General features: G+C 61.3%; 16 protein-coding genes. 7 read left to right on the top strand and 9 right to left on the bottom strand.

Annotation, left to right across the window (positions count from 1 at the left end; translation table 11 throughout):
* Positions 1-32: 32 nt before the first annotated feature.
* Positions 33-377, bottom strand: a complete 345-nt coding sequence (locus JNK74_03645; protein ID MBL7645266.1) for an alkylphosphonate utilization protein — start codon at positions 375-377, stop codon at positions 33-35.
* Positions 378-1,028: 651 nt separating this feature from the next.
* Complete coding sequence (locus JNK74_03640; protein ID MBL7645265.1) at positions 1,029-2,525, bottom strand: DUF2961 domain-containing protein; 1,497 nt, start codon at positions 2,523-2,525, stop codon at positions 1,029-1,031.
* A 215-nt stretch (positions 2,526-2,740) separates the two neighbouring features.
* Here JNK74_03640 and JNK74_03635 point away from each other — a divergent pair, with 215 nt between their 5' ends.
* Complete coding sequence (locus JNK74_03635) at positions 2,741-3,991, top strand: PQQ-binding-like beta-propeller repeat protein (protein MBL7645264.1); 1,251 nt, start codon at positions 2,741-2,743, stop codon at positions 3,989-3,991.
* A gap of 287 nt (positions 3,992-4,278) precedes the next feature.
* Positions 4,279-6,750, top strand: a complete 2,472-nt coding sequence (locus JNK74_03630) for a sodium-translocating pyrophosphatase (GenBank protein ID MBL7645263.1) — start codon at positions 4,279-4,281, stop codon at positions 6,748-6,750.
* Positions 6,751-6,764: 14 nt separating this feature from the next.
* On the opposite strand, the gene JNK74_03625 is transcribed toward JNK74_03630, so the two are convergent.
* Positions 6,765-7,238: a hypothetical protein gene (locus tag JNK74_03625; GenBank protein ID MBL7645262.1), complete on the bottom strand. Its 474-nt coding sequence runs from the start codon at positions 7,236-7,238 to the stop codon at positions 6,765-6,767.
* A 111-nt stretch (positions 7,239-7,349) separates the two neighbouring features.
* On the opposite strand from JNK74_03625, the gene JNK74_03620 reads away from it, so the two are divergent.
* Both JNK74_03620 and JNK74_03615 read left to right on the top strand, forming a co-directional pair.
* Positions 7,350-7,946, top strand: coding sequence for a hypothetical protein (locus JNK74_03620; protein ID MBL7645261.1), 597 nt, complete (start codon positions 7,350-7,352; stop codon positions 7,944-7,946).
* A 239-nt stretch (positions 7,947-8,185) separates the two neighbouring features.
* On the top strand, positions 8,186-9,877 hold the full coding sequence (locus JNK74_03615) for a methyl-accepting chemotaxis protein (GenBank protein ID MBL7645260.1): 1,692 nt from the start codon (positions 8,186-8,188) through the stop codon (positions 9,875-9,877).
* Positions 9,878-9,935: 58 nt separating this feature from the next.
* Here the strand turns inward: JNK74_03615 and JNK74_03610 are convergent, their stop codons facing one another.
* The 4 genes from JNK74_03610 to JNK74_03595 form a co-directional block, all read right to left on the bottom strand.
* On the bottom strand, positions 9,936-10,991 hold the full coding sequence (locus JNK74_03610) for a succinylglutamate desuccinylase/aspartoacylase family protein (protein MBL7645259.1): 1,056 nt from the start codon (positions 10,989-10,991) through the stop codon (positions 9,936-9,938).
* Positions 10,978-12,210 (bottom strand): 30S ribosomal protein S6--L-glutamate ligase, encoded by a 1,233-nt coding sequence (rimK, locus tag JNK74_03605; GenBank protein MBL7645258.1) that lies wholly within the window; start codon positions 12,208-12,210, stop codon positions 10,978-10,980. The genes JNK74_03610 and rimK overlap by 14 nt, the downstream gene beginning before the upstream one ends.
* Positions 12,207-12,668, bottom strand: a complete 462-nt coding sequence (locus JNK74_03600; protein MBL7645257.1) for an ATP-dependent zinc protease — start codon at positions 12,666-12,668, stop codon at positions 12,207-12,209. Before JNK74_03600 ends, rimK begins: the two co-directional genes overlap by 4 nt.
* 255 nt (positions 12,669-12,923) lie before the next feature.
* Positions 12,924-13,424 carry a DinB family protein gene (locus JNK74_03595; GenBank protein MBL7645256.1) on the bottom strand — a complete coding sequence of 167 codons (501 nt, stop codon included), beginning with the start codon at positions 13,422-13,424 and terminating at the stop codon, positions 12,924-12,926.
* A 157-nt stretch (positions 13,425-13,581) separates the two neighbouring features.
* Here JNK74_03595 and JNK74_03590 point away from each other — a divergent pair, with 157 nt between their 5' ends.
* The 3 genes from JNK74_03590 to JNK74_03580 all read left to right on the top strand — a co-directional run bounded on the left by JNK74_03590 (position 13,582) and on the right by JNK74_03580 (position 19,101).
* A complete protein-coding gene (locus JNK74_03590; GenBank protein MBL7645255.1) occupies positions 13,582-14,889 on the top strand; it encodes a DUF3142 domain-containing protein in 1,308 nt (435 codons plus the stop codon).
* A gap of 536 nt (positions 14,890-15,425) precedes the next feature.
* The gene (locus JNK74_03585) at positions 15,426-16,967 is read left to right on the top strand and encodes a hypothetical protein (GenBank protein ID MBL7645254.1); all 1,542 of its coding nucleotides are present in this window, start codon (positions 15,426-15,428) and stop codon (positions 16,965-16,967) included.
* A 568-nt stretch (positions 16,968-17,535) separates the two neighbouring features.
* Positions 17,536-19,101, top strand: coding sequence for an arylsulfatase (locus tag JNK74_03580; protein MBL7645253.1), 1,566 nt, complete (start codon positions 17,536-17,538; stop codon positions 19,099-19,101).
* Positions 19,102-19,169: 68 nt separating this feature from the next.
* On the opposite strand, the gene JNK74_03575 is transcribed toward JNK74_03580, so the two are convergent.
* Entirely contained in the window at positions 19,170-21,104 is a 1,935-nt protein-coding gene (locus JNK74_03575; protein ID MBL7645252.1) for a HEAT repeat domain-containing protein, read from the bottom strand.
* Positions 21,105-21,156: 52 nt separating this feature from the next.
* On the bottom strand, positions 21,157-22,335 hold the full coding sequence (locus JNK74_03570) for a Gfo/Idh/MocA family oxidoreductase (protein MBL7645251.1): 1,179 nt from the start codon (positions 22,333-22,335) through the stop codon (positions 21,157-21,159).
* Positions 22,336-22,552 lie beyond the last annotated feature (217 nt).

The following is a 22,552-nucleotide window of genomic DNA, read 5'->3' as shown; positions in this document are numbered from 1 at the left end:
CCGACCGCAGTATTGCGTGAAAATCCGAGGACTCAGCTTTTCCGGACGAATTCCGATTTCAGGCTCATGGCGCCGAAGCCGTCGATCTTGCAGTCGATGTCGTGGTCGCCATCCACCAGGCGAATGTTTTTCACCTTGGTGCCGATCTTAATCGTCCCGCCCGAGCCCTTGAGCTTGAGATCCTTAATCACCGTCACCGTGTCGCCATCCTGCAGCACATTGCCCGCCGAATCCCGATAGATCTTTGCGCCGGGTTCAGCGGAATCATCCGCGGCCGCCAGGGGCCACTCATGGGCACACTCGGGGCAGATGTATAGACTGCCGTCTTCATAGGTGTATTCGGAAGCGCATTTCGGGCAGGGGGGCAGCATGGGCATGGGGTCCAGTCGGGTAAAGGGGTGGTTGATGGAAGGAGCGGTCAGTATAGCAAGGCGCCCGCGCGGGTTCCCACCCGGCGATTGCGGGGCGGCTTCGCTGCGGGACTATTAAGAAAACACGGGATGTCATAGGGACTGACGCACCCGCGAACATGATGAATATCTTCGTTATTCATGTTCCATCGATTTCCCCGAGTGCGAGCCCGCGATATCGACGGGTGTGGCTGTCCTGTCGCTCTCGGAGGGAGCCTCGGTCCCAATTGCCCCATCGACCAAACGCCATGTTGCCTGTCGGTTTGGCTGTGGTAACGTTGGGGCCACTCCCCGCACGACGGGACAGCCACACCCAGAAAAGTTACGACGCCTTGTTGCAGTGGGCCTTGGGTCGCAGGACAACGCAATTCGGTCGGGCCACGATGGGTGCGTCAGTCCCGACGCGCTCCAAAGTTTCTTCCTCCTCGAACCGCAGTAAAGGGTGACGGCCCGGAGGTTTTTCCGGGGGAGGCGAAGGTTTTCATCGTGTAATAGGGAAGAGGGACCACCAATCAGATGCTGAACATACATTTTCTTCATCGCTGCAGGTTCTTCTTGAATGCTGGCCGCCGACACCGCCGGAGTGCTCTTCACTATATTTTCGTTCTAAACAGCTCCTTACTTCAGCCGATTCAGCAGGTAGCCGTCGAAGCCGAAGTAGTAGCCTGTGCTTTCGGGCTTCTTGCCGCGGCTGACGAAGCTGAGGGTGTGGGGGCCTTTGCTGAGGGTTCCGGTGCGGAAGGCGAACTCTTTGGTGGTGACGTTGGACGTGTAGAGGTCCAGAGGGGCGCCGAGGGGCTTGCCATCGATCTGGACTTCGTAGTTGCCGTAGTCGAAGGAGCGGGTCATGAGGAGGAGGAGTTCGTGGTCGCCTTCTTCGGCGATTTCGATGGGTACGTTCAGGGTCTGGCCTTCTTTGGCGGGCTGCCAGAATACCTGTCCACCGCCGGTCCACTGGGCGCCTTCCTGGCGGGTGATGGGCCCTTCGGTGGCGGTGACGCGATCCAGGGCCTGATCCACTTCGACGAGTTTGGTCCAGTCGTGGTAGAGGCGGTCTTTGGCCGGGGGCAGGGCGGGGTAGGCCTTGTGGGGCTCGATCTGATACCAGAGGGCGACGGAGGAGAAATCGTCGGGCCGCTCCTCGAATCCGGACTTGATGCTTCCGTCTTCGTTGAAGGTGACGCCCTTGTGCTCGATCTCCATGCGGAGGGATTTCTCGAAGATGACGGGGTCGGTGATGTGCCAGCGGTAGGCGGTGGTGAGGGCGAAGGCGTCCATGCTGCTGTAGAGGGGCACGCCGTAGTAGGGATAGCTGAACTGGCGGAAGCCCCAGGCATCGCAGAAGTAGTCCTCGGTGCCGGTTCCGGTGAGGCGCGGGGTGGTTTCGCCGTCGATGTAGAAGAAGTCATCGCCCTCGCCAAACCAGCTCGGGGTCAACTGGCGCACGCTGAGGATGGTGCCGACGTAGTGGCCTCTACCTTCGATATCGGCGATGAGATAGTTCTGGCCCATGGTGGCGGGGAATTCCTGACGATACATGGCATGGAAATAAGCCGTGTCCGCAGGCAAGCTGGGCAGCTTGGTCCAGTCGACATAGTAGTAGAAGGCGTGAACCTTGCCCGCGCCCTCGTTGGTCACGGTGATCTTTGCGGACTTGCCGAAGGGCATGGGCCAATAACAATTGCGCGCCCGCCCTTCGGAGCTGACACTGATGGGGGTGGAGGTGAAGGGCTGGTCCACGCCATGGCCGATGCCGAAGAAATCGCCGATGGGGCACTCCACCGAGGCGTGCTCTTCGCCGTCCCAGTACATGCGCAGGACCAGCATGCGGGAATAGCCATGGTCCGAGGCGGCGATGGTATTCCAGAAGTGGGTGATGACACCGGGGCCGGTGAGATCGGCCAGGACGAGAGTCGCGCCGGGCTCGATGGGCCGCGCGTCGCCGTTGCCCGATTCGAGGTTGGGGTCGGTGGAGGAGGCGCGCATGCTCTGGCCGATCTTCAACTGGGCGAGACCCGCCAGTGGGTCGCCTGCGTTCCCGGCGGGACCGGCCAGGGCCGCCAGGGGCGGCAGCAGGAAAAGGGCGGCAAGGGTGAGAGTGAATAGTTGTATCATGGGGTAGATCCTTCCATGGCGCGGGCATTCCGCCGTGCGCCGTCGTGCGGTATACCTCGATGGCCGCCTGCCGTTCCCCCGGCCGACCGCAAGTCGAGTTTGCGGTAGTATAGATCACAGAGCCGGGTCGTGTGTCCAATCCCATGCGACCTGGTTGCATGGCGCGCCGTAATCTGAGATATTGAGTGCCTGTGAGCAGCCGAAAGGAATTCCCCGTGAGATTTTTTTTCACCACAATGCTGAGTTTGGGCGTTTTTTCCTTGTCCGCGGTGGCCGCACCGCTTCAGGACTGGCCCGAGTTCCGCGGTCCGACGGCCCAGGGTATCGCCGAGGGCGCCACGCCGCCGGTGGAATGGAGTGCGGAGAAGAATATCGCATGGAAGCGGGCGATTCCCGGTATTGGGTGGTCCTCGCCGGTCGTGTATCAGGGCGGGGTCTACCTCATGACGGCGCTGCTCGACGGGGAAGAAAAGCCCACCTCGCTCCGGGCCCTTCGGGTAGGTGGTGAAACGGGGGAGATTGTGTGGGATGTGGAAGTCTTCCCCTGGTCGGGCCCGGTGCAGAAACAGCCGAAGAATAGCTTTGCCAGTCCCACGCCTATCGTGGCGGAGGGCAAGGTCTACGTTCACTTCGGTCCCATGGGCACGGCCTGCCTCGATACGGAGGGCAAGGTGCTCTGGAAGCAGACGGAGCTGGCTTATGACACGCCCCACGGGAATGGCGGGTCTCCGGCGCTCTCCGGCGGCAAGCTGATCTACAGTTGCGACGATACCCAGAATCCTTTCGTGGTAGCGCTGGACCAGAATACGGGCAAGGTGCTTTGGAAGACCCAGCGCACGACGGACGCTTCGAAGAAATTCTCCTTCAGCACGCCGCTGGTGATTGACGAGGGCGGCCGGAAGCGCGCGGTCATGCCCGGCAGCGGCTTCGTTGGCGCCTACGACCTGGAAGATGGCGCGGAGGTCTGGCGGGTGAACTATGGTGAGGGCTTCTCTGTCGTGCCCCGCCCGGTGCTGTCCCACGGGCTGGTGTTTGTGGCCACGGGCTTCATCAACCCCTGCAGCGTGCTCGCGATCCGGGTGGGGGGCGAGGGCGACGTCACAGAATCGCATCTGGCGTGGCGTATGGACGAGGGCGCGCCCCACACGCCCTCCATGCTGCCCCTGGGCGACGAGCTGTACTTTGTGAGCGATCGGGGCGAAATGTCCTGTGTGGACGTGGCCACGGGTACGCTGCACTGGCGCGAGGATATCGGCGGACGCTACTCCGCCTCACTGGTGATGGGTGGGGGCCGCATTTATGTGACCAGCGAAGAGGGAACGACACATGTCGTTCAGGCGGGCAAGACCTTCCGGAAGATCGCGGAGAATGTGCTGCCCGAAAAAACCTACGCCTCTCTGGCGCTGAGCGGTCCGGCCATCTTTTTGCGCACGGAGGGCAATCTTTATCGCATTGAAGAACGCTGACAAAAGGCGCATTGCCGGGCCGTTTTCGCCCGGAGCAGGGTGGAGAACAGAACTCTCCTCTTGACGTTCAGCCAGCTAAGGTATATAAGTGTATACAGGCTATGTTTGATTGGTGTACGTCCGAAGTGCCCGCCGACCCCTGATGGGGCGCATGGCGGGGATGGCGTCGCGAGGCTTGTCCCGTGTCGCCCGTGCATTGCATGACCGGAAGAGAACTCCAGAGAGGACATCGCATGGCATTGCTGGCCGAGGCATCCGCGGAATCGGGAAACGAAGCATGGAACCAGATGGGGCGGTTGGCCGGCCCCGAAACCGTCAAGCACTGCAACGCCCCAAGCGTCTTATCATCGCAAGCGTTTAACAAGTATTTCGGGCCACTCGTCTTGACGATTCTTCTCCTCTTGGCGCAAGTGGCGGGCGCCAGCGAAGCGGATCTGAAAATGCCCGATCTGTCCAGCGTGACTTTCGTGGGGATCAGCGGCCATAGCCTCCTCCTCTTTGGCCTGCTCATCTGCATCGCGGGGGCTCTCTTCGGGCTGGCGCAGTCGGTTCGCATCCGGCGCCTCCCCGTCCACGGGTGCATGCTTGAAATATCCGAGTTGATCTACGAAACCTGCAAGACCTATCTCGTGACCCAGGGCAAGTTTCTGACGGTGCTTTGGGCATTCATCGCGGTCATTATTGTGGTGTACTTCGGCCTCCTGCTCCACTACGCGCCGACCAAAGTGATCGTGATAGTTTTCTTCAGTGTCATCGGCATTCTGGGCACCTATTGCGTGGCGTGGTTCGGCATTCGCATCAACACCTTTGCCAACTCGCGCACGGCCTTTGCGAGTTTGAAGGGAAAACCTTACCCGTGCATGGAGATTCCTTTGAGCGCGGGTATGAGCATCGGCATGCTCCTCATTTCCGTGGAGCTGGCGCTCATGCTGGTCATCCTGCTGTTTATTCCCAGCGACTGGGCGGGCCCCTGCTTCATCGGCTTTGCGATCGGCGAGTCGCTTGGTGCGGCGGCTTTGCGGATCGCGGGGGGCATCTTCACAAAGATCGCGGACATCGGCGCGGACCTGATGAAGATCGTGTTCAAGATTAAGGAAGACGATATCCGGAATCCGGGCGTGATCGCGGATTGCACCGGCGATAATGCAGGCGACTCGGTGGGGCCCACGGCGGACGGCTTCGAGACCTATGGTGTGACGGGGGTCGCGCTAATCACTTTTATTCTGCTGGCCGTTCCCGAGCCGGAAGTGCAGGTCCAGCTTCTCGTCTGGATTTTCGTCATGCGCATCGGCATGGTGGTGACCAGTGCGGCGTCTTACTGGTTGAACGGGTTGTGGTCCCGTGCGCGCTTCGGGCACGCCGACGCCTTCGATTTTGAACTGCCGCTGTCATCGCTGGTGTGGCTGACCTCCCTGGTTTCCGTGGCCATGACCTACGCGCTGTCGGTTGTGCTGATTGGCGACCTGGCCAATGGCACGCTATGGTGGAAACTTGCCACGATCATCACCTGCGGCACTGTGGCGGGTGCGGTCATCCCCGAATTGGTAAAAGTATTCACCTCCACCAATTCCCGGCATGTGCGCGAGATTCTCTCCGCATCGCGGGAGGGCGGTGCGAGCCTGAATATCATCAGCGGCTTTGTGTGCGGCAATTTCAGCGCCTATTGGATGGGAATGACCATCGTTCTCATCATGGCTATCGCATTCGGTGTAAGCGCGGGCGGTCTGGGCGCCATCATGTCGGCACCGGCGATTTTTGCTTTCGGCCTGGTGGCCTTTGGCTTTCTGGGCATGGGCCCGGTGACCATCGCAGTGGACTCCTATGGACCGGTGACAGACAACGCCCAGTCGGTCTATGAGCTTTCCGCGATCGAGGATGTGCCCGGTATAGACGCGGAGCTTCAGCGGGACTTTGGATTTGCACCTAATTTTGATGTGGCGAAGCAGTTTCTAGAGGAGAACGATGGCGCGGGGAATACCTTCAAAGCGACGGCAAAGCCCGTGCTCATCGGCACGGCCGTGGTGGGCGCCACGACGCTGATCTTCTCCATTATTCAGGTGCTGAACGGGCAATTCGGCGAAGCCAATGTAACCGTGGGGCTCTCGATTCTCAATCCAGTCTTCCTTCTTGGGCTGATCACCGGTGGCGCCAACATCTTTTGGTTTTCCGGGGCCACGACCCAGGCGGTGGCTACGGGGGCCTACCGGGCGGTGGAGTTCATCAAGCACCACATCAAGCTGGAGGAGGGCGGGGGACGGGCCTCCATGGAGGATTCGAAGCGGGTGGTGGCCATCTGCACGCACTACGCGCAGAAGGGCATGTTCAACATCTTCGTGGTGGTGTTCTTCTCCACGCTGGCCTTTGCCTGCCTGGATCCGTATTTCTTCATCGGCTACCTGATCTCCATCGCGGTTTTTGGCCTGTATCAAGCGATCTTCATGGCGAATGCCGGTGGCGCGTGGGACAATGCGAAGAAGCTGGTGGAGACGGAACTGAAGGCGAAAGGTACCGAGCTCCACGACGCGACGGTGGTGGGGGATACGGTTGGCGATCCCTTCAAGGACACGGCCTCGGTGGCCATGAATCCCATGATCAAGTTCACCACGCTCTTCGGGTTGCTCGCGGTTGAACTGGCCATCGAACTGGATACGGCGGTGCGGTTGGGCGTGGCTGTCGTGTTCTTTCTTGTGGCGCTGGTGTTCGTTTACCGATCTTTTTACGCCATGCGGATTCCGCAACATGCGGAAGCGGGTGATTAGCCGGAGGGTGTCAGTCAGACATAGAGCTCGACCACAATGGCCCTGGAGGGGTCCTCCGGGTCGAGGGCAAGCTCCACCACGGTGCCTGGAATCAATTGGAGTGTGGTGGCGTTTTTCATGACGGGTGCGCCCCCTTCAACCACCTGTCCGTTGAGCACGTATCGGAAAGTGACCCGTCCGCGGTCCTTGATGAATCGGATGTCCGTTATTCCGCCCTCGACGCGCTCGCCGGTCTGGATGATTCGACGAATACGAGCGATGCGGCGGAAGAGCATGAAGAGCAGTATGACGGTCAGTACCAGCGATACGACCGCACCCACCACGGCGGTTTCCGGTGTCACGGGAATGCTTCCCGGCCGTTTTACTTCGGGCAGGAATCCAAAAACGCCGCCCGCGATGGACAGGATTAGGAAGATGGGGCCGGTGATTGCGAGGAGGAAGGCCGCGTAGTCGTTCAGAATGGTGCGCTTCACGGAAATGGATTGCATGGCGTTTTGCCTCTTGAAATATAACGGCTTGTGGGGGGAGACCGTCTCTCCCAAAGACTGGATAGACCATAGCGGAGGGTTTGGCGCCGACGCAAGCCGGCGGTCATCGGGGTGACGGAAAGGCTGGCGCTCATCTCGAAAGGAAGGAGGAGGATCGGTTACAGTGGGGCCATTGCGACCGCATCGGACGCAACGGAATTCTTCAGTAGAAGCGTCATGATTCTCCGCGTTACCGACAAACTTTCCAGACGAATTGGCTTGCGCCCCATGGAGTCCCTGCCCCTTTGCGCGAACCCGTTTACCGATTGGTCTTCTCACCTTTTCGAGGCGGGGCGGTCGACGTATATTCTCTCCATGAATACGGTTACTCTGTACTCGGTGGTATTTCCTGCACGGGGAATCAAAGGCGAACCCGCGTTTCGTTCGAATATGTTCGCCTATCTTCGCGCGGCGATGCTTGAAGACGGCTTCGAATTTCACTACAAGCGGCTGATCGATGTGGCGTCCGATGCGGTGAGCTATTCAAAGTCGTTCAACCGAGGCGTGACGGGCGCCATGAACGATCTGGCCGAGCTTGCGTCTTACAGTATGGAAGAGCAGGGGCGTTCCACGGAAGAAACCACGCGCGTGCTGAACGCGTCATCCTTTTCTGTCCTGGGCCAAGCATCGCCACGCCAGATCTTCCGGCGAACGGGCTTTCGGGACTGATCCGAGCCCTGGCGCGCGAATTGATCGAATTTCATTTGCAGCCAGGTGTTAGGGTTGTGTACGATGGCCTGTTGGGCCAAAGCGCTGAAATAGGCACGTGGTCGCGGTGTCCGAAGAAATCGTCCGTGGCGCGTGGTAGCGCTGAACTAGATTTTCCTCGCTCAAAGCGTCCCGAGGAGTTCCCCGCTGGTATGAAGATGATCAATCAATCAATCGAGAGAGAGCCCGATAGAAGTATTATGAAAGGTAGTAACCTGAGTATAGGTAAGCGAATTACGGGGGCGCTCGTACTTTTGTGGTTGGGTGGCGCCGCGCTGCTGGTTTTCCTGTCGTACCAGTATACCCGGGCGGAATTGATCGAGGGTATCAGGATTCGGGTTCGAGACTATGCCGCTTTGGGGGCGCTGAGCGTGCCCGCCGCGGATCATGCCCAATTGCGGAATCCGGAGGACGAGGGTACCGAGTCCTACGCTCGCGTGGTTGCTTCACTTCGCAAAATTCGCGACAACAGCACGGACATTCGCTTCGTTTATACGGCGCGGAAGGGCCCGGAAGGCCAGGTGGTCTTTGTCGGGGATGCGGAGGAGAATGAAGCGGATCGTTCCGCTCTCGGAGACGTGTACGACGACGCGACGCCCCTGCTTATGGAAGCAGTGGACGGTCTGTCTTCCCCGGTTCTGGAAGAGGACTTCTACGAGGACGAGTGGGGCACTTTCTTGAGCGCGTATGCGCCGGTGTATGGTGCGGACGGGACCTTCGATGGCGTGATCGGGGTTGATATATCCCTCGACAGTGTCCACGGGATATTAAACAGCCTCCTCGTGCGGTTGGCGTTTCTGCTCGGCTTGATTACCGTGTTGGTTATCCCGGTGGCATTTGTCGTACCCCGGGGCTTTGTAGTTCCCATTCGGGATTGTGTTGCGTTTACCCGCACACTTGCCCGAGGGGACTTTTCCGGCGAAGTGCCCCTGTCGTTCCGGCACCGGCGTGACGAGGTCGGAGAGCTTGCCGAGGCCCTTCAGACGATGACGGAGGACCTGCGCGGGCTGCTTCGGGACGTGGCGGGTGGTGTCAGGACCCTTGCCAACTCCTCCGCGGAGCTATCTGAGATTTCCGGAAAAACGACGCGTGGGGCGAAAGTACTCTCCGAGAAGGCCACGGGGGTTGCGGCGGCGGCGCAGCAGTCCAGCGCGAATGCGGCGAGCCTGGTGGTAACCATGGAACAGGCATCAAGCAATCTTTTGTCCGTGGCGGGCGCGACGGAAGAGATGAGCGCGACGATCGGGGAGATTGCCTCGAATTCCGACAAAGCGCGATTAATCAGTTCTAAGGCCGGGGTCCAGGCGGCCGATATATCCTCGCTTATGGAACAACTGGGCGCGGCGGCGGGGGAAATCGGAAAAGTGACGGAGACGATCACGGAAATTTCTTCCCAGACGAATCTGCTGGCGCTCAACGCCACGATCGAAGCGGCCCGAGCGGGGGCGGCGGGTAAGGGATTCGGGGTGGTTGCCAATGAGATTAAAGCGCTTGCCCGCGAGACGGCCCTGGCCACGGAAGACATCCGTGAAAAGATTGACGGCGTACAGCGCAGTGTCGGCAGGGCAATCGCGGACAACGCGTCAATCGCGGGCGTCGTACAGGAGGTGGGGCGCCTGGTGACGGCGATTGCCGCGGCCATCGAGGAGCAGGCCACGGTGACCCGTGGGGTCGCCTCCAATATCGCGCAGGCCTCGGGCGGCGTGGAAGACGCCAACGAGCGCGTGGCACAGACGGCGATGGCTTCCATGACGATTGCGCGGGACATCTCGTCCGTGGATGTGGCGGCCGGTGAGATCCGGGGGGGCGGCGAACAGGTTCAGGCCAGCGCTGCGGAACTGTCCGGGCTGGCAGAGCGTCTCATGGGTCTGGTGGGCCATTTCAAGGTGTGAGGGCCGCGCCGCCGCGTCCGTCCGGCGTTGTCCGGGTTGTGGCTCGCGCCGTTTTGTGTTACACGCGGTGCACGTTGGTCGCCAGATCGCTGTGCACGCGGTTGAAAAGATCGTGGGACGAGCTTTCTTCAATCTTCGCGCGAATCTGTTTCAGCTTAGAACGGGGCACCAGGGCGATGTGAAATGCGGCGTCGCCGGGCTTCACCACGGGCATGGTAGTCATGCCCAAAATGATGCCGTCGCCCGGCGAGACGAGCTGGCGTCGTTCGTCGCCGAAGATATTATAGTTGGTGGCGAGGATCTCGCCCTTCTGCACGAGGTCGCCGGGATTCACATTGAAGCTGAGGGTGCCGCCCTGTTCCGCGCGCACCCAGGTGGTGCGGTGGCTTTCGACCTGATAGCGGGCGGTTTCGAGAGGACCATCGACCATCTTCATGCTCTTGAGAATATTCATCACGCCGCGTACGCCGACCTCCACCACACTCGGCTCGATCTTCCAGACCTCGCCGGCTTCCAGAATAATGCAGGGGACGCCGGCCGAGGTTGCCGCGCGCCGCAGCGAGCCGATGGGCCCTTTGCCGTCCACGATCAACTCGCAGCCGAAGGTCTGGGCCAGATGCTGGCAGGCGGGATTGGAGAGGTCCGCGCGAATATTGGGATAGTTGGTGCGCCGCACGGCCGCGCTGTGAAAGTCGATGAGGATATCGCACTGGCGCACGACTTTGTCGAAGATGACATGGGCCAGGCGGCTGGAGAGGGTGCCCTTCTCGGAGCCGGGGAAATCGCGATTCAGATCACGGCGGTCGGGCAGGTATCGCGTGTGATGCTCCAGGCCGTAGACATTAACAACGGGCACGCAGACGAGGGAGCCGCGCGTGAGCACGGGGGGGTGGCCATAGAGCACTTCGCGGATGATGCCCATGCCGTTGAGCTCGTCGCCATGGACGCAGCCGGTAAGCAGCACGGTGGGGCCCGGCTTCTCCGCGCGGATCACGTGGATCGGCACGGTCACGGGCGAACCGAGATACGACTCGCTGAATTGCAGGGACAGGCTTCTGGACTCGCCTCGGGGAACGCGTTGTCCAGCGAAGGTGATGGATTTATGTCTGGCCATCGATCAACTCCATGTCGTCGATCCGCGGCGCGCTCTGCGGAATGGGTCGAATTCTGGGTTTTCGGATCGCGCGCGCGGCGTATCCGTGTGCGGGGATAATGGCGCGCATCTCCCTCAGCTCCCCGAAGCAGAGGAGGGTGTCGCCCGTTTGAATGGACTCATCGCCGCGCGGATTGGGCACGATGTGCTTCGCGCGGCGGATGCTGATAACGCGGATGTTTTTCTCGGCCAGGTCGGTGTCCCGGAGCATTCGCCCTTCGAGATGGGGCATGTCGTGCACGGTGAATTCGGCCACGCCATAGCCCGCGGCCAGGCGGAGCCGCTGCTTAAGGTCCACCTGGGGAAAGAGGACGTGATTCTCCACGTCGGCGATGATCGCGCCGGCAATGTCGACGCCGGTGGCGGTCTCGATGCCGCGCAGGCCGGGGGAGGAATTGACCTCCATGACCTGGGGGCCTTCGGAAGATTCCAGCATGTCTACACCGGCTATGCGCAGTCCCAGGATCTGGGCGGCGCGAATGGCGGTCTCTTCATAGACCGGGTCGAGCTTGATGCTCTGGGTGGTGCCGCCGCGGTGCACGTTACTGCGGTATTCACCCGCCTGGGCCTGGCGGCGCATGGCCGCGACGACGTGGTCGCCGATGACGATGGCGCGTATATCCGCCCCTTTGCTCTCCTTCACGAATTTCTGGATGAGCACGTTCTGCTGGGCGCTGTGGAGGGTCTGGATGATGGCCTCGGCCACTTTGGACGTCTCGGCCAGGATCACGCCGACGCCCTGGGTGCCTTCGAGGAGCTTGATGATTACCGGCACACCACCGACCCGTGCGATGGCGGGGAGCACGTCGTACTCGTCGCGCACAAACGCGGTGGGGGGCATGCCGATATCGTGGCGGCTCAGAATCTGCATGGCCCGGAGCTTGTCGCGCGAGGCGGCGATAGCGAGAGAGTCGTTGGCCGCGTAGATGCCGCACTGCTCGAACTGGCGCACGACGGCGAGGCCGTAGTGGGTGATGGACTGGCCGATGCGGGGGATGACCGCGTCATAATGGGAGAGGGGCGCGCCTCGAAAATACAGCTCGGGCGTGTTGCGCTCCAGGGTCATGGAAAAACGGAGGGTATCGAGGCGCTTTACTTCATGGCCCCTTGCGAGGGCGGCCTCTTTCAGCCGGCGCACGCTGTACCCGCGCTCACTGCGGCTCAATATGGCAATTTTCAAAAATCAATCCTTTTCTGGCCTTTATCCGGCTTGCCGAGGAGACTTCGCTTGCTTACATCCACCACGAAGTCCTTCTCCAGCGCCTTGCGGCCCAGCAACATGCGGAACAACATTTTCTCGCGCGAGACGAGAGAGATTTCAATTTCCTTAACAATAGGCCCCATCTTGATGGTGGTCCTGACGAAGCAACGGCGCTTGTAGTCCCCCGTGCTGGAGCGGACTTTGGCCCATTTCACCACCTCGGCATGGATCCGGTGACGAATGCGCGGGCCCTTGGTCGTCAAGACGACATCAAACTCGACCCATCCGGGCTTCGTTTCCCTCAGGCTTTCCACGTGGAGCGCGCTCGTCCGCGCGCCCGTGTCCACCTTGGCCTTCACCGCCTGGATCTCCCACTCGGGCAGCTCGATATACTCCGTCCAGCCAATAATGGTCTTTCTCGGGGTCCGTTTCTCCAAGATAATCAGCCTTTCGAGTGAAGTGTAGCGTCCAGGCGCGCGGGCCTCCCCGGCCGGCCTGCGAAAAAGCAGGCCCTGAATCACAAAGAGGCACGACGGCACGGGGCAGCGCCGAAGGCCTCTCTCTTGGCATCAGTTGTGGGCGGAAGTTTACACCACCGGGGCGTCATTTCCCAAGTTGCCCGCAGCGGTGCGGCTCTTTCGGGCGGACGTTCCCCTGAGGGTCCGGGAATGGGCGGATATCTTCGCGGTCATTCAGTGCTGCTCGTCCGCCGAGGGGCCGTAGAGCGCGGGGAGGGGGACGTCGCATAGGCGCAGGTACACCGTGAGTTGTCCCCGGTGATGGACGAGGTGGTTGAGGATCATGGCGCGCAGCACCTGAACGCGGGGCATGGAAATAAACACGGTTCCGTCTGGGCCGGCCATGGTCCAGTTCTTCATGAGTTCCTCGTTGCTCAACGGTTTCATGGCGTCGATGGCCGATTCGACCTGCTCGTCGAGGCGCGCAACGATTGCGGCGGCGCTGTCACCGAGCCAGGTGGGCCACTCGTCTTTGTTGAACACGAAGTGGTCCAGTGCGCAGGTGGGCCCGGTCCAGCCGAGGAGGCTGGTGATGTGGCTCGCAAGTTCGCCGAGGCTGAAGGACTTTTCGTGGGGCTTGAAGCCCAGCTTGTCGTCGGGCAACCGCTCCAGGAGGCGCCGGGTGTTTGCGGCCTCGTGCTTCAATTCTTCGATCATTCCGTCGATGATGTTCATGGCGAGTCTCCATTGATGGGGCTGGAACTTGCGGTTTCCGGGGCGGCCATTATTGCACCGGGGACTCTTGTGTTCAACGGTCCGTGGTGATGGGATTTTGCGTGTACACGCGAAGGGATGAGGGGTATAGTAACGGGGAACCGAGGGGATATTTGGCGTGAAACGATATAAATGGGACTTGATTGCGGCGGGCGTCGCCCTCTGCATCGTGGCGGGCTACTTTTTATACAGCGGGGAACTGGATTTCGGTCGCTCGCAGCCCAGCGCGCGGCCTGTTCACGCGCTTTATGTCTGGCAGCGACTCTGGACCGATGAGGTTCGGGAGAGTCTGGCGCGGGCCACAGAGAATGTGCGCCACCTCATGGTCCTCGTTCACGAGGATGGCATGCCCGCGATAGACGTGGACTACGCGGCGCTGGCTGGCACGCGATTGTCGGTGACGCTGGTTTACCGGTATCCCGCCAGTTTTGGCGCGGGGTTGGAAACCGACGTGACTCAGGCGGTGGCGCGGGTCGCCTCGGAGATTCGGAGGGGGTGCACCGCGGCACAGGCCACAGGGGTGCGCCTGCGGGGCGTTCAGTTGGACTACGACGCGCCGACGCGGTCCCTGCGGCACTATCGCGATTTTCTGCGGGACTTGAAGCCGGAATTGCCCGAGGGGTTGGACCTGTCCATCACGGTGCTGCCCACCTGGCTTGATGATGGGGCGTTTTCGGCCCTGGCGCGCGGACTGGACTACTATGTGCTTCAGGTGCATTCCTTTGAGCGGCCGGGCGACATCGACACGCCAATGGTATTGTGCGATACGACCCGAATCCCCGAGTATGTGGCCCGAGCGGAGGACCTGGGGACGCCCTACTTCATCGCGCTGCCCACCCATGGCTACGAGGTGGCTTTTGACGCAAAGGGGGACTTCGCAGGGCTCTCTGCCGAGGGACCCGACCCCGCCTGGCCCGCGGGGACGCAGCTTCGGGAAGTGCGCGCGGAGCCGGCAGCGCTCGCAGGGGTCGTAAATACCCTGGCGGAACACCTGCCCGATCACTTCCGGGGAGCGGTCTGGTTCCGCATGCCGGTGATCTCGGACACCCGCAACTGGACATGGCCCGTGCTCACGGCGGTGATGGAGGGCCGGGTGCCCAGTGTCCGGTTTTCGGTTGAGATTCGTTATCCCGATCCGGGTCTGGCGGAGATCTGGCTCGAGAGTGTGGGGGAAGATCGGCCAAACCGAGCCGTTGAAATTCGAGTCTCACTTGCAGAGGGTGATGTGCTGGCTTCCGACTGCGTAAACGGATTCGTCGCGACCAAGGGAGGCGACGCTGTCATCCTGCGGGGGGCCGCACCCGTTGACCAAGCGCCCATTCTGGTGGGTTGGTATCGGATGAAAGATGAACAGGCGGCATTGGGACTTAAGTTGCTTGGCACGGCCGGCATGGAAGGAACGACGGAATGGAACGGGGCAGGCTGAGCATGCGGCGACACGTTGTTGTAGTGGTTGTCTTGATGCTACAGGCCTCCTGCGTTCTTGCGTGCGGCCCTCACTTTCCCCGAGGCTATGTATGGGATGGATCGGGCGAGGCGATGCTGGATTGGCCGCGCACGAGCTTCCGAATGGAGTTGGGGCGCTATGTCGGATTGCCCATACCGGAAAGGGGTGTCTTATCGGCGCAGTGGGAAAAGGATACGCTCCCCAAAGATCTTCAAGAGCTGGAGACCGTATTATTTGAAGCGGGCGAGGACGTGGCAACGGTGCTGGAAGTCAGTGAGGGCTATGCACGGCTGCGACAGAATTTCTATCGGCGACCTGGTCCGCAGCACGAGACGCCCGCGACGCCCTATTCTACGCCGGAGCTGGACGCGTATCTACCCGCCGAGTTCGCGATATATGCCGAGGGCGCACGGCTCTTTCATGGCCGGGACTATGTTGGTGCCACGGAGGCGTGGGATGCTTTGCTCGCGTTGGCGCCGGAGGAGCGTTGCCACCGGAGTGTGTGGGCGGCGTACATGCTGGGGAAGATCTGGCTGAAGCGGGATGGGGAAATCGCGCCTCGCTACTTTGAGCAGGCCATCACACTGGCGGAAGAGGGCTACGAAGATTCGCTCGGGCTTGCGACGGCCAGCCGGCACGCGCTGGGTCGGATAGACGAGGTGAAAGGGGAGTACGCTTCCGCCATACATCGGTATCTCGAGTATATACAGCGGTGCGAGCCCGAAGAGCGTATAGGTGGGTGTAACGCCTTGGAGCGTATCACGTTTGAGATCTTTCGGAAAGATACGTTCGATTTCAATAAAATGAACGATTCGGAGAGCATGAATGTTCTGGCCCTGCGGGCGAATTCCGGGGATCCGTGGGAAAGTCGGCGCTGGCTGAAGGCGCTGAAGACGATGAAGCCGACACGGGAAATCCACGGCGCTGAACGAATCGCGTGTACGGCGTATTATGCCGGGGACATTCCGACAGCCGAGGCGTGGCTGGAGTTTGCGGACGCGAAGGAGCCTCATGGTCAGTGGCTTCGCGCAAAACTGCTGGCGCGGAAAGGCAAGATGCGCGAATCGGAGGCGATTCTGGCATCGCTGACGGAGGCGTTTCCTCCGGAGTACGTTTGGCCTAATTACGACTATTCTGGTGACCCGTTTGAGCCCCGCAGGCTTGTGCTGGGAGATTTGGGTACCTGCCGGTTAAATATCGGGGCTTATGCGGGGGCGCTGGAAGCTTATGTTCGCGGGGGATATCACGAAGATGCGGCCTATGTGGCGGATCGCGTTCTGACAGTAAATGAACTGACGAAATTTGTGAAGCGTGTTTCGGACGAGCCGTGGATGGAGGTGCGATCTGAGCGCAGGATCTGGCGGGATTACCTGTCGCAAGGGCAGACACTGGAACACTTGCTGGGAAGGCGGCTTGTACGACAAGGCAGTTTGAAGGAAGCCGAGAACTATCTCCCCGCGATTGTGCCCGGCAGGGAACGTTATGAGACCGACGATGGTTTGGAGAAGGGGGCGGGGCTGAGGTCCGTGGTCCATCGGTTGAACGAGTGCTTGCGGGAATCGAATGACCGTGATCTATCTTTAGAATCACGCGGTGAATCGCTGATGGAAGCGGCCGCGCTGACCCGCAAATGGGGCTTCGATCTTTACGCAACGGCGCACGCGCCGGACATGGCTGTGATGAATGGAAGTTTTGAGTTCTCGGTCGAGCCGCGCACGAAATCCGCCTGGGCCAGCGATGACGAACGTCGGCGGGTTGCGGCGAGCGCGCCGGTGCCGAATCGACGATTTCATTATCGATGGCGCGCCGCCGAGCTCCTGTGGAAGGCGGCGAAGTTCTTACCGGATAACGACGAGAGGACGGCACGGGCGCTCTGGGAAGGAGGAAGGCTCATCGCAAACCGTGATCCAGGGGGAGCGGACAAATTTTACAAGGCGCTGGTGAACCGCTGCCGGAAATTGCCGATCGGGCAGGAGGCGGATCGGCTGCGCTGGTTTCCGCCGAGGCCTGAGGCGTGGCGCGATCCTAAGTGGGCGGGAAAACTGGCCTTTGAGTGATGCTTTTCGGGTTCATCCAGTACAGACGTGCGGGGTGGGCATTCAGATATTCAGGATCACTACGGAGGTGCCACGCGATTCGGCAACGCCGATTCGTGTGCGTTGAGTTCCGATACCTCAGGCTTTGGAGCGCTCCACGACCGTGCGGCTTGTTCGTCCGTCAAAATTCCTTGAGCCCGCTTCGACCATCAAGAAGGCGGTGTGGGGCACAAGGGCGGGTCGAATTATGGTCCAAATCTGAGGCACACTTCGCCACGGGCACACGAACCGCCGGAGGCGGATCGCGTGGCACACCTGCGGGGTCATCTGTGGAGGAAAGAACGTGTTGCGTATGCTCAATCCTGATGGATCATCTAAACTAAATGTTCGTAACCGCCATTTTACTTTGCTCTTCGGATGCGGAAGGTAGTGAAATCGGTGGCTGCGAATCGACGCGAATTTCGGTCTGTCCTGGGACGTTAAAAATTGTGCCTTCGCTCATTGGCGGCGTATCCGATTCAGGGGCTTGTCGTGTTAGTCTATGGTCCTGCGCGGTGATACGGTGCCGGCTTACTTCAAAGGACTTTCTATGCGCTACCTGTTGCTGATTTTGTGCTTCGTCGGGCTTCTTCCGGATGCAGGGGCTGATCCGCGCCCGAATTTCCTCATCGTTCTCGCCGATGATATGGGCTATTCCGATGCGGGGTGCTACGGGGGCGAGATAGAGACCCCGAATCTGGACTCGCTGGCGGAGGGGGGGCTTCGTTATGCCCAGTTCTATTCAACGGGACGCTGCTGGCCGTCGCGGGCGGCGTTGATGACAGGTTACTATGCCCAGCAGGTACGGCGGGATGCTTTTTCGGACGAGGACCTCGGGGGCAGACCTTCGTGGGCGCCATTGTTGTCCACCATAATGAAAGAGGCGGGATACCGTTGCTACCATACAGGAAAGTGGCACCTGGACGGGGAGCCGCTGGCGAATGGATTTGATCGCTCCTATTCTCTCCAGGATCAGGACCGGGTGTTCTCACCCAAAGTACATTTTCTGGACGGCGTGTCGTTGCCCCAGCCAGCGCCGGATAGTGGCTACTATGCTACCCGGGTCATCGCGGACTACGCGGTGGATTTTCTGAAGGAGCACGCGGCGAATCATTCGGACCAGCCTTTTCTTCATTACCTTGCTTTTACCGCGCCCCATTTTCCGCTTCACGCCCTGCCGGAAGATATAGAGCGCTATCGCGACCGCTTCCTTGCGGGGTGGGATGCGCTCCGAGAGGCGCGCTGGAAACGGCTGAGCGACCAGGGGCTTATTCATTGCCCCCTGTCCGACTTCGACCCTGCCATCATCCCTCCTTACAACGTGCCTGCCGAAGAACTTGCCGCGCGGATTGGCCCCGAGGAAGTGGCCCATGCCGTGCCCTGGGACAGCCTCACGGATGAGCAACGACGCTTTCAGGCGACAAAGATGGCTATCCATGCGGCCATGATTGATCGGATGGACCGGGAGCTGGGGCGGGTGTTGGCGCAACTGAAGGCGATGGGGGCTTATGACAACACCGTTGTTCTCTTCATGTCGGACAATGGCGCAAGTGCGGAGCAGCTAATTCGGGGCGAGGGGCACGACACGCACGCCGAAGCCGGTTCTGCAGACTCCTATCTCTGCCTGGGTCCGGGCTTTTCCAGTCTGGCCAACACGCCTTTTCGATTACACAAGATCTGGACCAACGAGGGCGGCATTTCTTCCCCGCTGATTATCCACTGGCCTGCGGGTATCGCGGCGCGTGGTGAAGTGCGGCAACAGGTCGGTCATTTTATCGATATCTTTCCGACGATCCTTGAAATTTCCGGCGTGGCGAGGCCGGTCTTTTCCGGGGCGCCCGAGGCACCGGGGCGGAGTCTGGTGTCGAGTTTTTCGCGGGACAACAGCGTGGAGCGCCCCTGGCTCTGGTGGCTGCATGAAGGGCGCGGGGCGCTTCGGGCGGGGGACTGGAAGGTGGTGAAGCGGGAGGACGAAACCGCGTGGGCGTTGTATGACCTTGCGGTCGACCGCAGTGAGATGAAGAATCTGGCGGAGGAGCAACCCGAAGTGGCTGCGCGGCTTGCGGGGATGTGGGCGGAGGCCGCGGAACAGTTTCGGGGAAATGGCCGGCAGTAGCGCGAGTGCAACGGAAATGAAAACCGCCCGCGAGCGTGCTCGCGGGCGGTTTTGATTGTGGGGTGGTGCTACTGCAACTTGGCCAGGAGGTCGCTGGCGCGTTTCTGCACGGATTCTGCCGGCACTTTGGCCTTCACGTTTTCAACGGCCTTGCGGGCGATTACTTTGGCTTCCGGGCTGTGTTTGCTCACGGCTTCGGAAACGGTGAGTATCGCGGCGGCGGCCTCTTTCTGAACTTCGGGGTCGTCCAGATGTTTCGCCAGGGCATCAAGGGAGGGACCGGAGTGGACCGTGCCCAGTGCGGACAGGACCACCCATTTTTCTTCCTTTGACCTCGTGAGGCTCATGGCCGTGTCGAGCATGGCGTTGTCCGCGGCGGCCCGAGCGAGGCGGGTATAGCCCCGCAGGCCCGCGTCATGCAACGCTGCGTCATCGGACTTAGCCAGTTCGAGCAACTGGCCGAGGGCATCGGCGGTGGGCCAGTCGGCGAGGACGCCGAGAGCGGTCTTTTGCATGGCGGGATCGGCGTCCTTAAGCAACGCGACGACAGGGGGGAGCGCGGCGGCGCCACCGACTTTGCCGAGGGCTTCCACGAGGGATTTCTTCACCGGCGGCTCGGCGGTGTCGAGATTCTTTAGAATCACCGGCAGGGCTTCGTCACCCGAACGGCCCGCAATGGCGTTGAAGGTGCGCGCGGCCAGGGATTGTTCGTCGGCAACTTTAGACGACTTCATGACGTCAAGCAGGGCGGGCATTTCGGCCACGGAACCCTGTTGCAGCAGCACTTCGAGGGCTGCCAGTCGAACTTCGCCCGCGGCGTCGCCGAGCAGTCCCGTGGCCTGGGGAACGGCTTCCGGCGCAATGCGGACCGAGAGGAGCTCCAGCAGTTTCGCACGCGTCGGGGCGTCGGAGGCCTGGAGGGTTTTCACGATGGTGGGGTTGATGGCATCACCCTGCAGGCGGATGAGGCTGTTGCGCGCGGCGGTGGCCAGAGCCTCGTCCGACGAAAGCATCAGTGGAGCGAGAAGGGGCACGTCGGCTTCGCTGCCGAGGGAACCCAGTGCCGTTGCCGCCGCGGCCTTTACGACGGGAGAGCTGCTGTCCAGCGCAGCCACGACGCCATCGCGCGCGGTGCAGTCGCCACGGCGTGCGAGGCCGTCCAGCAGATTGGCCTGGGCCTCTTCCGGAAGCGTGGGGAGTGCTGCGACATAACGGGCCGTCGCAGCGGCCCCTTCGGTCTCGGCGACCACTTCACGGGCCAGGTTGCGATAGAGCGGATCTTCGCCAACGATGTTCTTCAGCACCCGATCCGGGGCCTTCTCCGGCAGCGCGAGGGCGAGGCCCATGAAGGCGGCTTCGCGAACGAATTCCGGGTTGCCCTTCTTGCGCAGGGGGCGATAGATAGCGGCGGCTTCGGTGCCTTTGCCATCTTTCATGAATTGCTCCGCTGCGGCGAGGAGTCCTTCGGCCAGGCGGGCTTTCTGGGCCTCGTCGGTGGCGGCCGTGTAGGCGGTGGTCAGCACGGCGACGGCCTCCGCCGAAGCGATGCGACCCAGCGCGCTCGCGGCGGCGGCCGAAGTTTCGACGTGCCCATCGGCCAGCAGGGGCGTCAATGCGGAGACGGCCTCGGCGTCGCGGCGAACGCCGAGCGTGGCGATGATCCCCGGCAGTGTTTCCGGTGTTGCCCCTTCGAGGGCGGCGCGCAGGGCGGCTCCGGCTTCGGGATAGGGCATGTCTTCCAGCGCGTAGCGCGCGAGGTGAGACTTTTTCACGTCGTGCAGGTACTTGGCAATGGCCGGAATGGATTTCTCGGTGCCGTTCTGGCGCAGGGCGCGAAAGGCTTCGAGGTGGGTGATGTAGTCCGCTTCGGACTGAAGGGTGGCGATGCTCTGATCCTCGGCGGGGATGGGGATGACCTGGGCCCGCACGGTGACGGTCAGTAGGGAGGCCGTTACGAGGCCGGCGGCCCAGACGGCGGATCTATAGCGCAATGCAAAATGCATGATCATCATCTTTCTGCTGCCGCCCCGGACTATGCGGATGCGGCGCTGAATTCTAGAGGTACCAGGGCTCGCGATAGGCACGGGACACCAGACGGTTGGCTTCGGGATCGTCGATGATGGTTTCCGTAATGGGATCCCACTTCATGGGGCGACCGAGGCGCTTGACCATATTGGCCACGTGGCATGCGGAGATGGAACGGTGGGCCACTTCGGCGGTGGCGACACACTGCTGACGCGAAACGACGCTGTCCAGGAAGGCGCGCACGTGGTTTTCCGGCGGGTAGCCGCCTTCGAAGCCGCGGTTGCCCAGAAGCGACTTCGGATAGGCGTCGATTTCGCCCGAGTCACCGGTCTCCACCCAGCCTTCATCGCCTTCGAAGCGAACCGGGCAGGAGCCAAAGCGCAGGCCGTTGCGCAGAATCAGCTTGGTGCCGTTCTTGTACTTGCTTACCCAGCGATCGCCTTCCTGCCAGTATTCCACCGGGCCGGTATCGTCGGAATTGTTGGCCCACTGGCAGAGATCGACCGTGTGGCTGCCCCACTCGGTGATGGAGGCGCCGCTCCAGTCCACGTGATCGCTCCAGAATCCGCGCGTGGGGTATTCGTGGTTGTAGGGGCGCCACAGTGACGGTCCGAGCCACATATCCCAGTCGAAGACTTCCCGGGGCGGTTCGGGCTCTTCCGGTAGCACGGTGGTCTTGAGTATTTTCATGCCGGGGGCTTCTTCGGCGTGCAGCTCCGTCAGGTTGCCCAGTTTGCCGCTGCGGGCGAGATCGACCGCAAAGCGGAAGTTGCCGATGCTGCGGCGCTGCGTGCCGCACTGGAAAATGCGGCCCAGTCGGGGCATGGTGTCGGCGACGGCGCGGGATTCCGCGATGGTCACGCTGAGGGGTTTCTCGCAGTAGATGTCTTTGCCGGCGCGGGCGGCCATGAGGGAGATGCCGGAGTGCCAGTTGTCGCCGGTGGCGATGAGCACGGCGTCGATGTCGGGTCGGGCCAGAAGATCGCGAAAGTCGATGTATTCGGCGCAGTCTTGATTGCCGTAAAACGTATTAACCTGGGCCATACCCTGCTTGCGCTTTTCGGCGTAGCAGTCGCACACGGCCACAACCTGAGTGTCAGGCTGTTCGAGGAAGGCCTGCATGACGCGGAGTCCGCGGCCACCGAGGCCGATGACGCCGATACCGAGGCGGTTCGTGGCGGCGCCATGGGCATGGGGAGCCCGGAGCATGAGGTTGGGGAAGGCCGCCAGGCCGCCGAGAGTGGCGGCCGACGTTCGAAGGAATCCGCGCCGGGATGGGCGCAGGGGGGACGAGGGATGCTTCATTGGTCATCTCCATGCTTGGCATGTCCAATGGGCTCCGCATTGCGGGCATCCCCGGGGAAGGTGATGTCCGGGGCTCTCTCCGGCGATGCGGAACCCGAAACCATCAGCAGGTAGTCGGCCG

This window comes from Candidatus Hydrogenedentota bacterium, assembly GCA_016791475.1.
GTDB lineage: Bacteria > Hydrogenedentota > Hydrogenedentia > Hydrogenedentales > JAEUWI01 > JAEUWI01.
The sequence above is the reverse complement of the archived record's forward strand: the minus strand, read 5'-3'. Positions and strand labels throughout refer to the sequence as shown.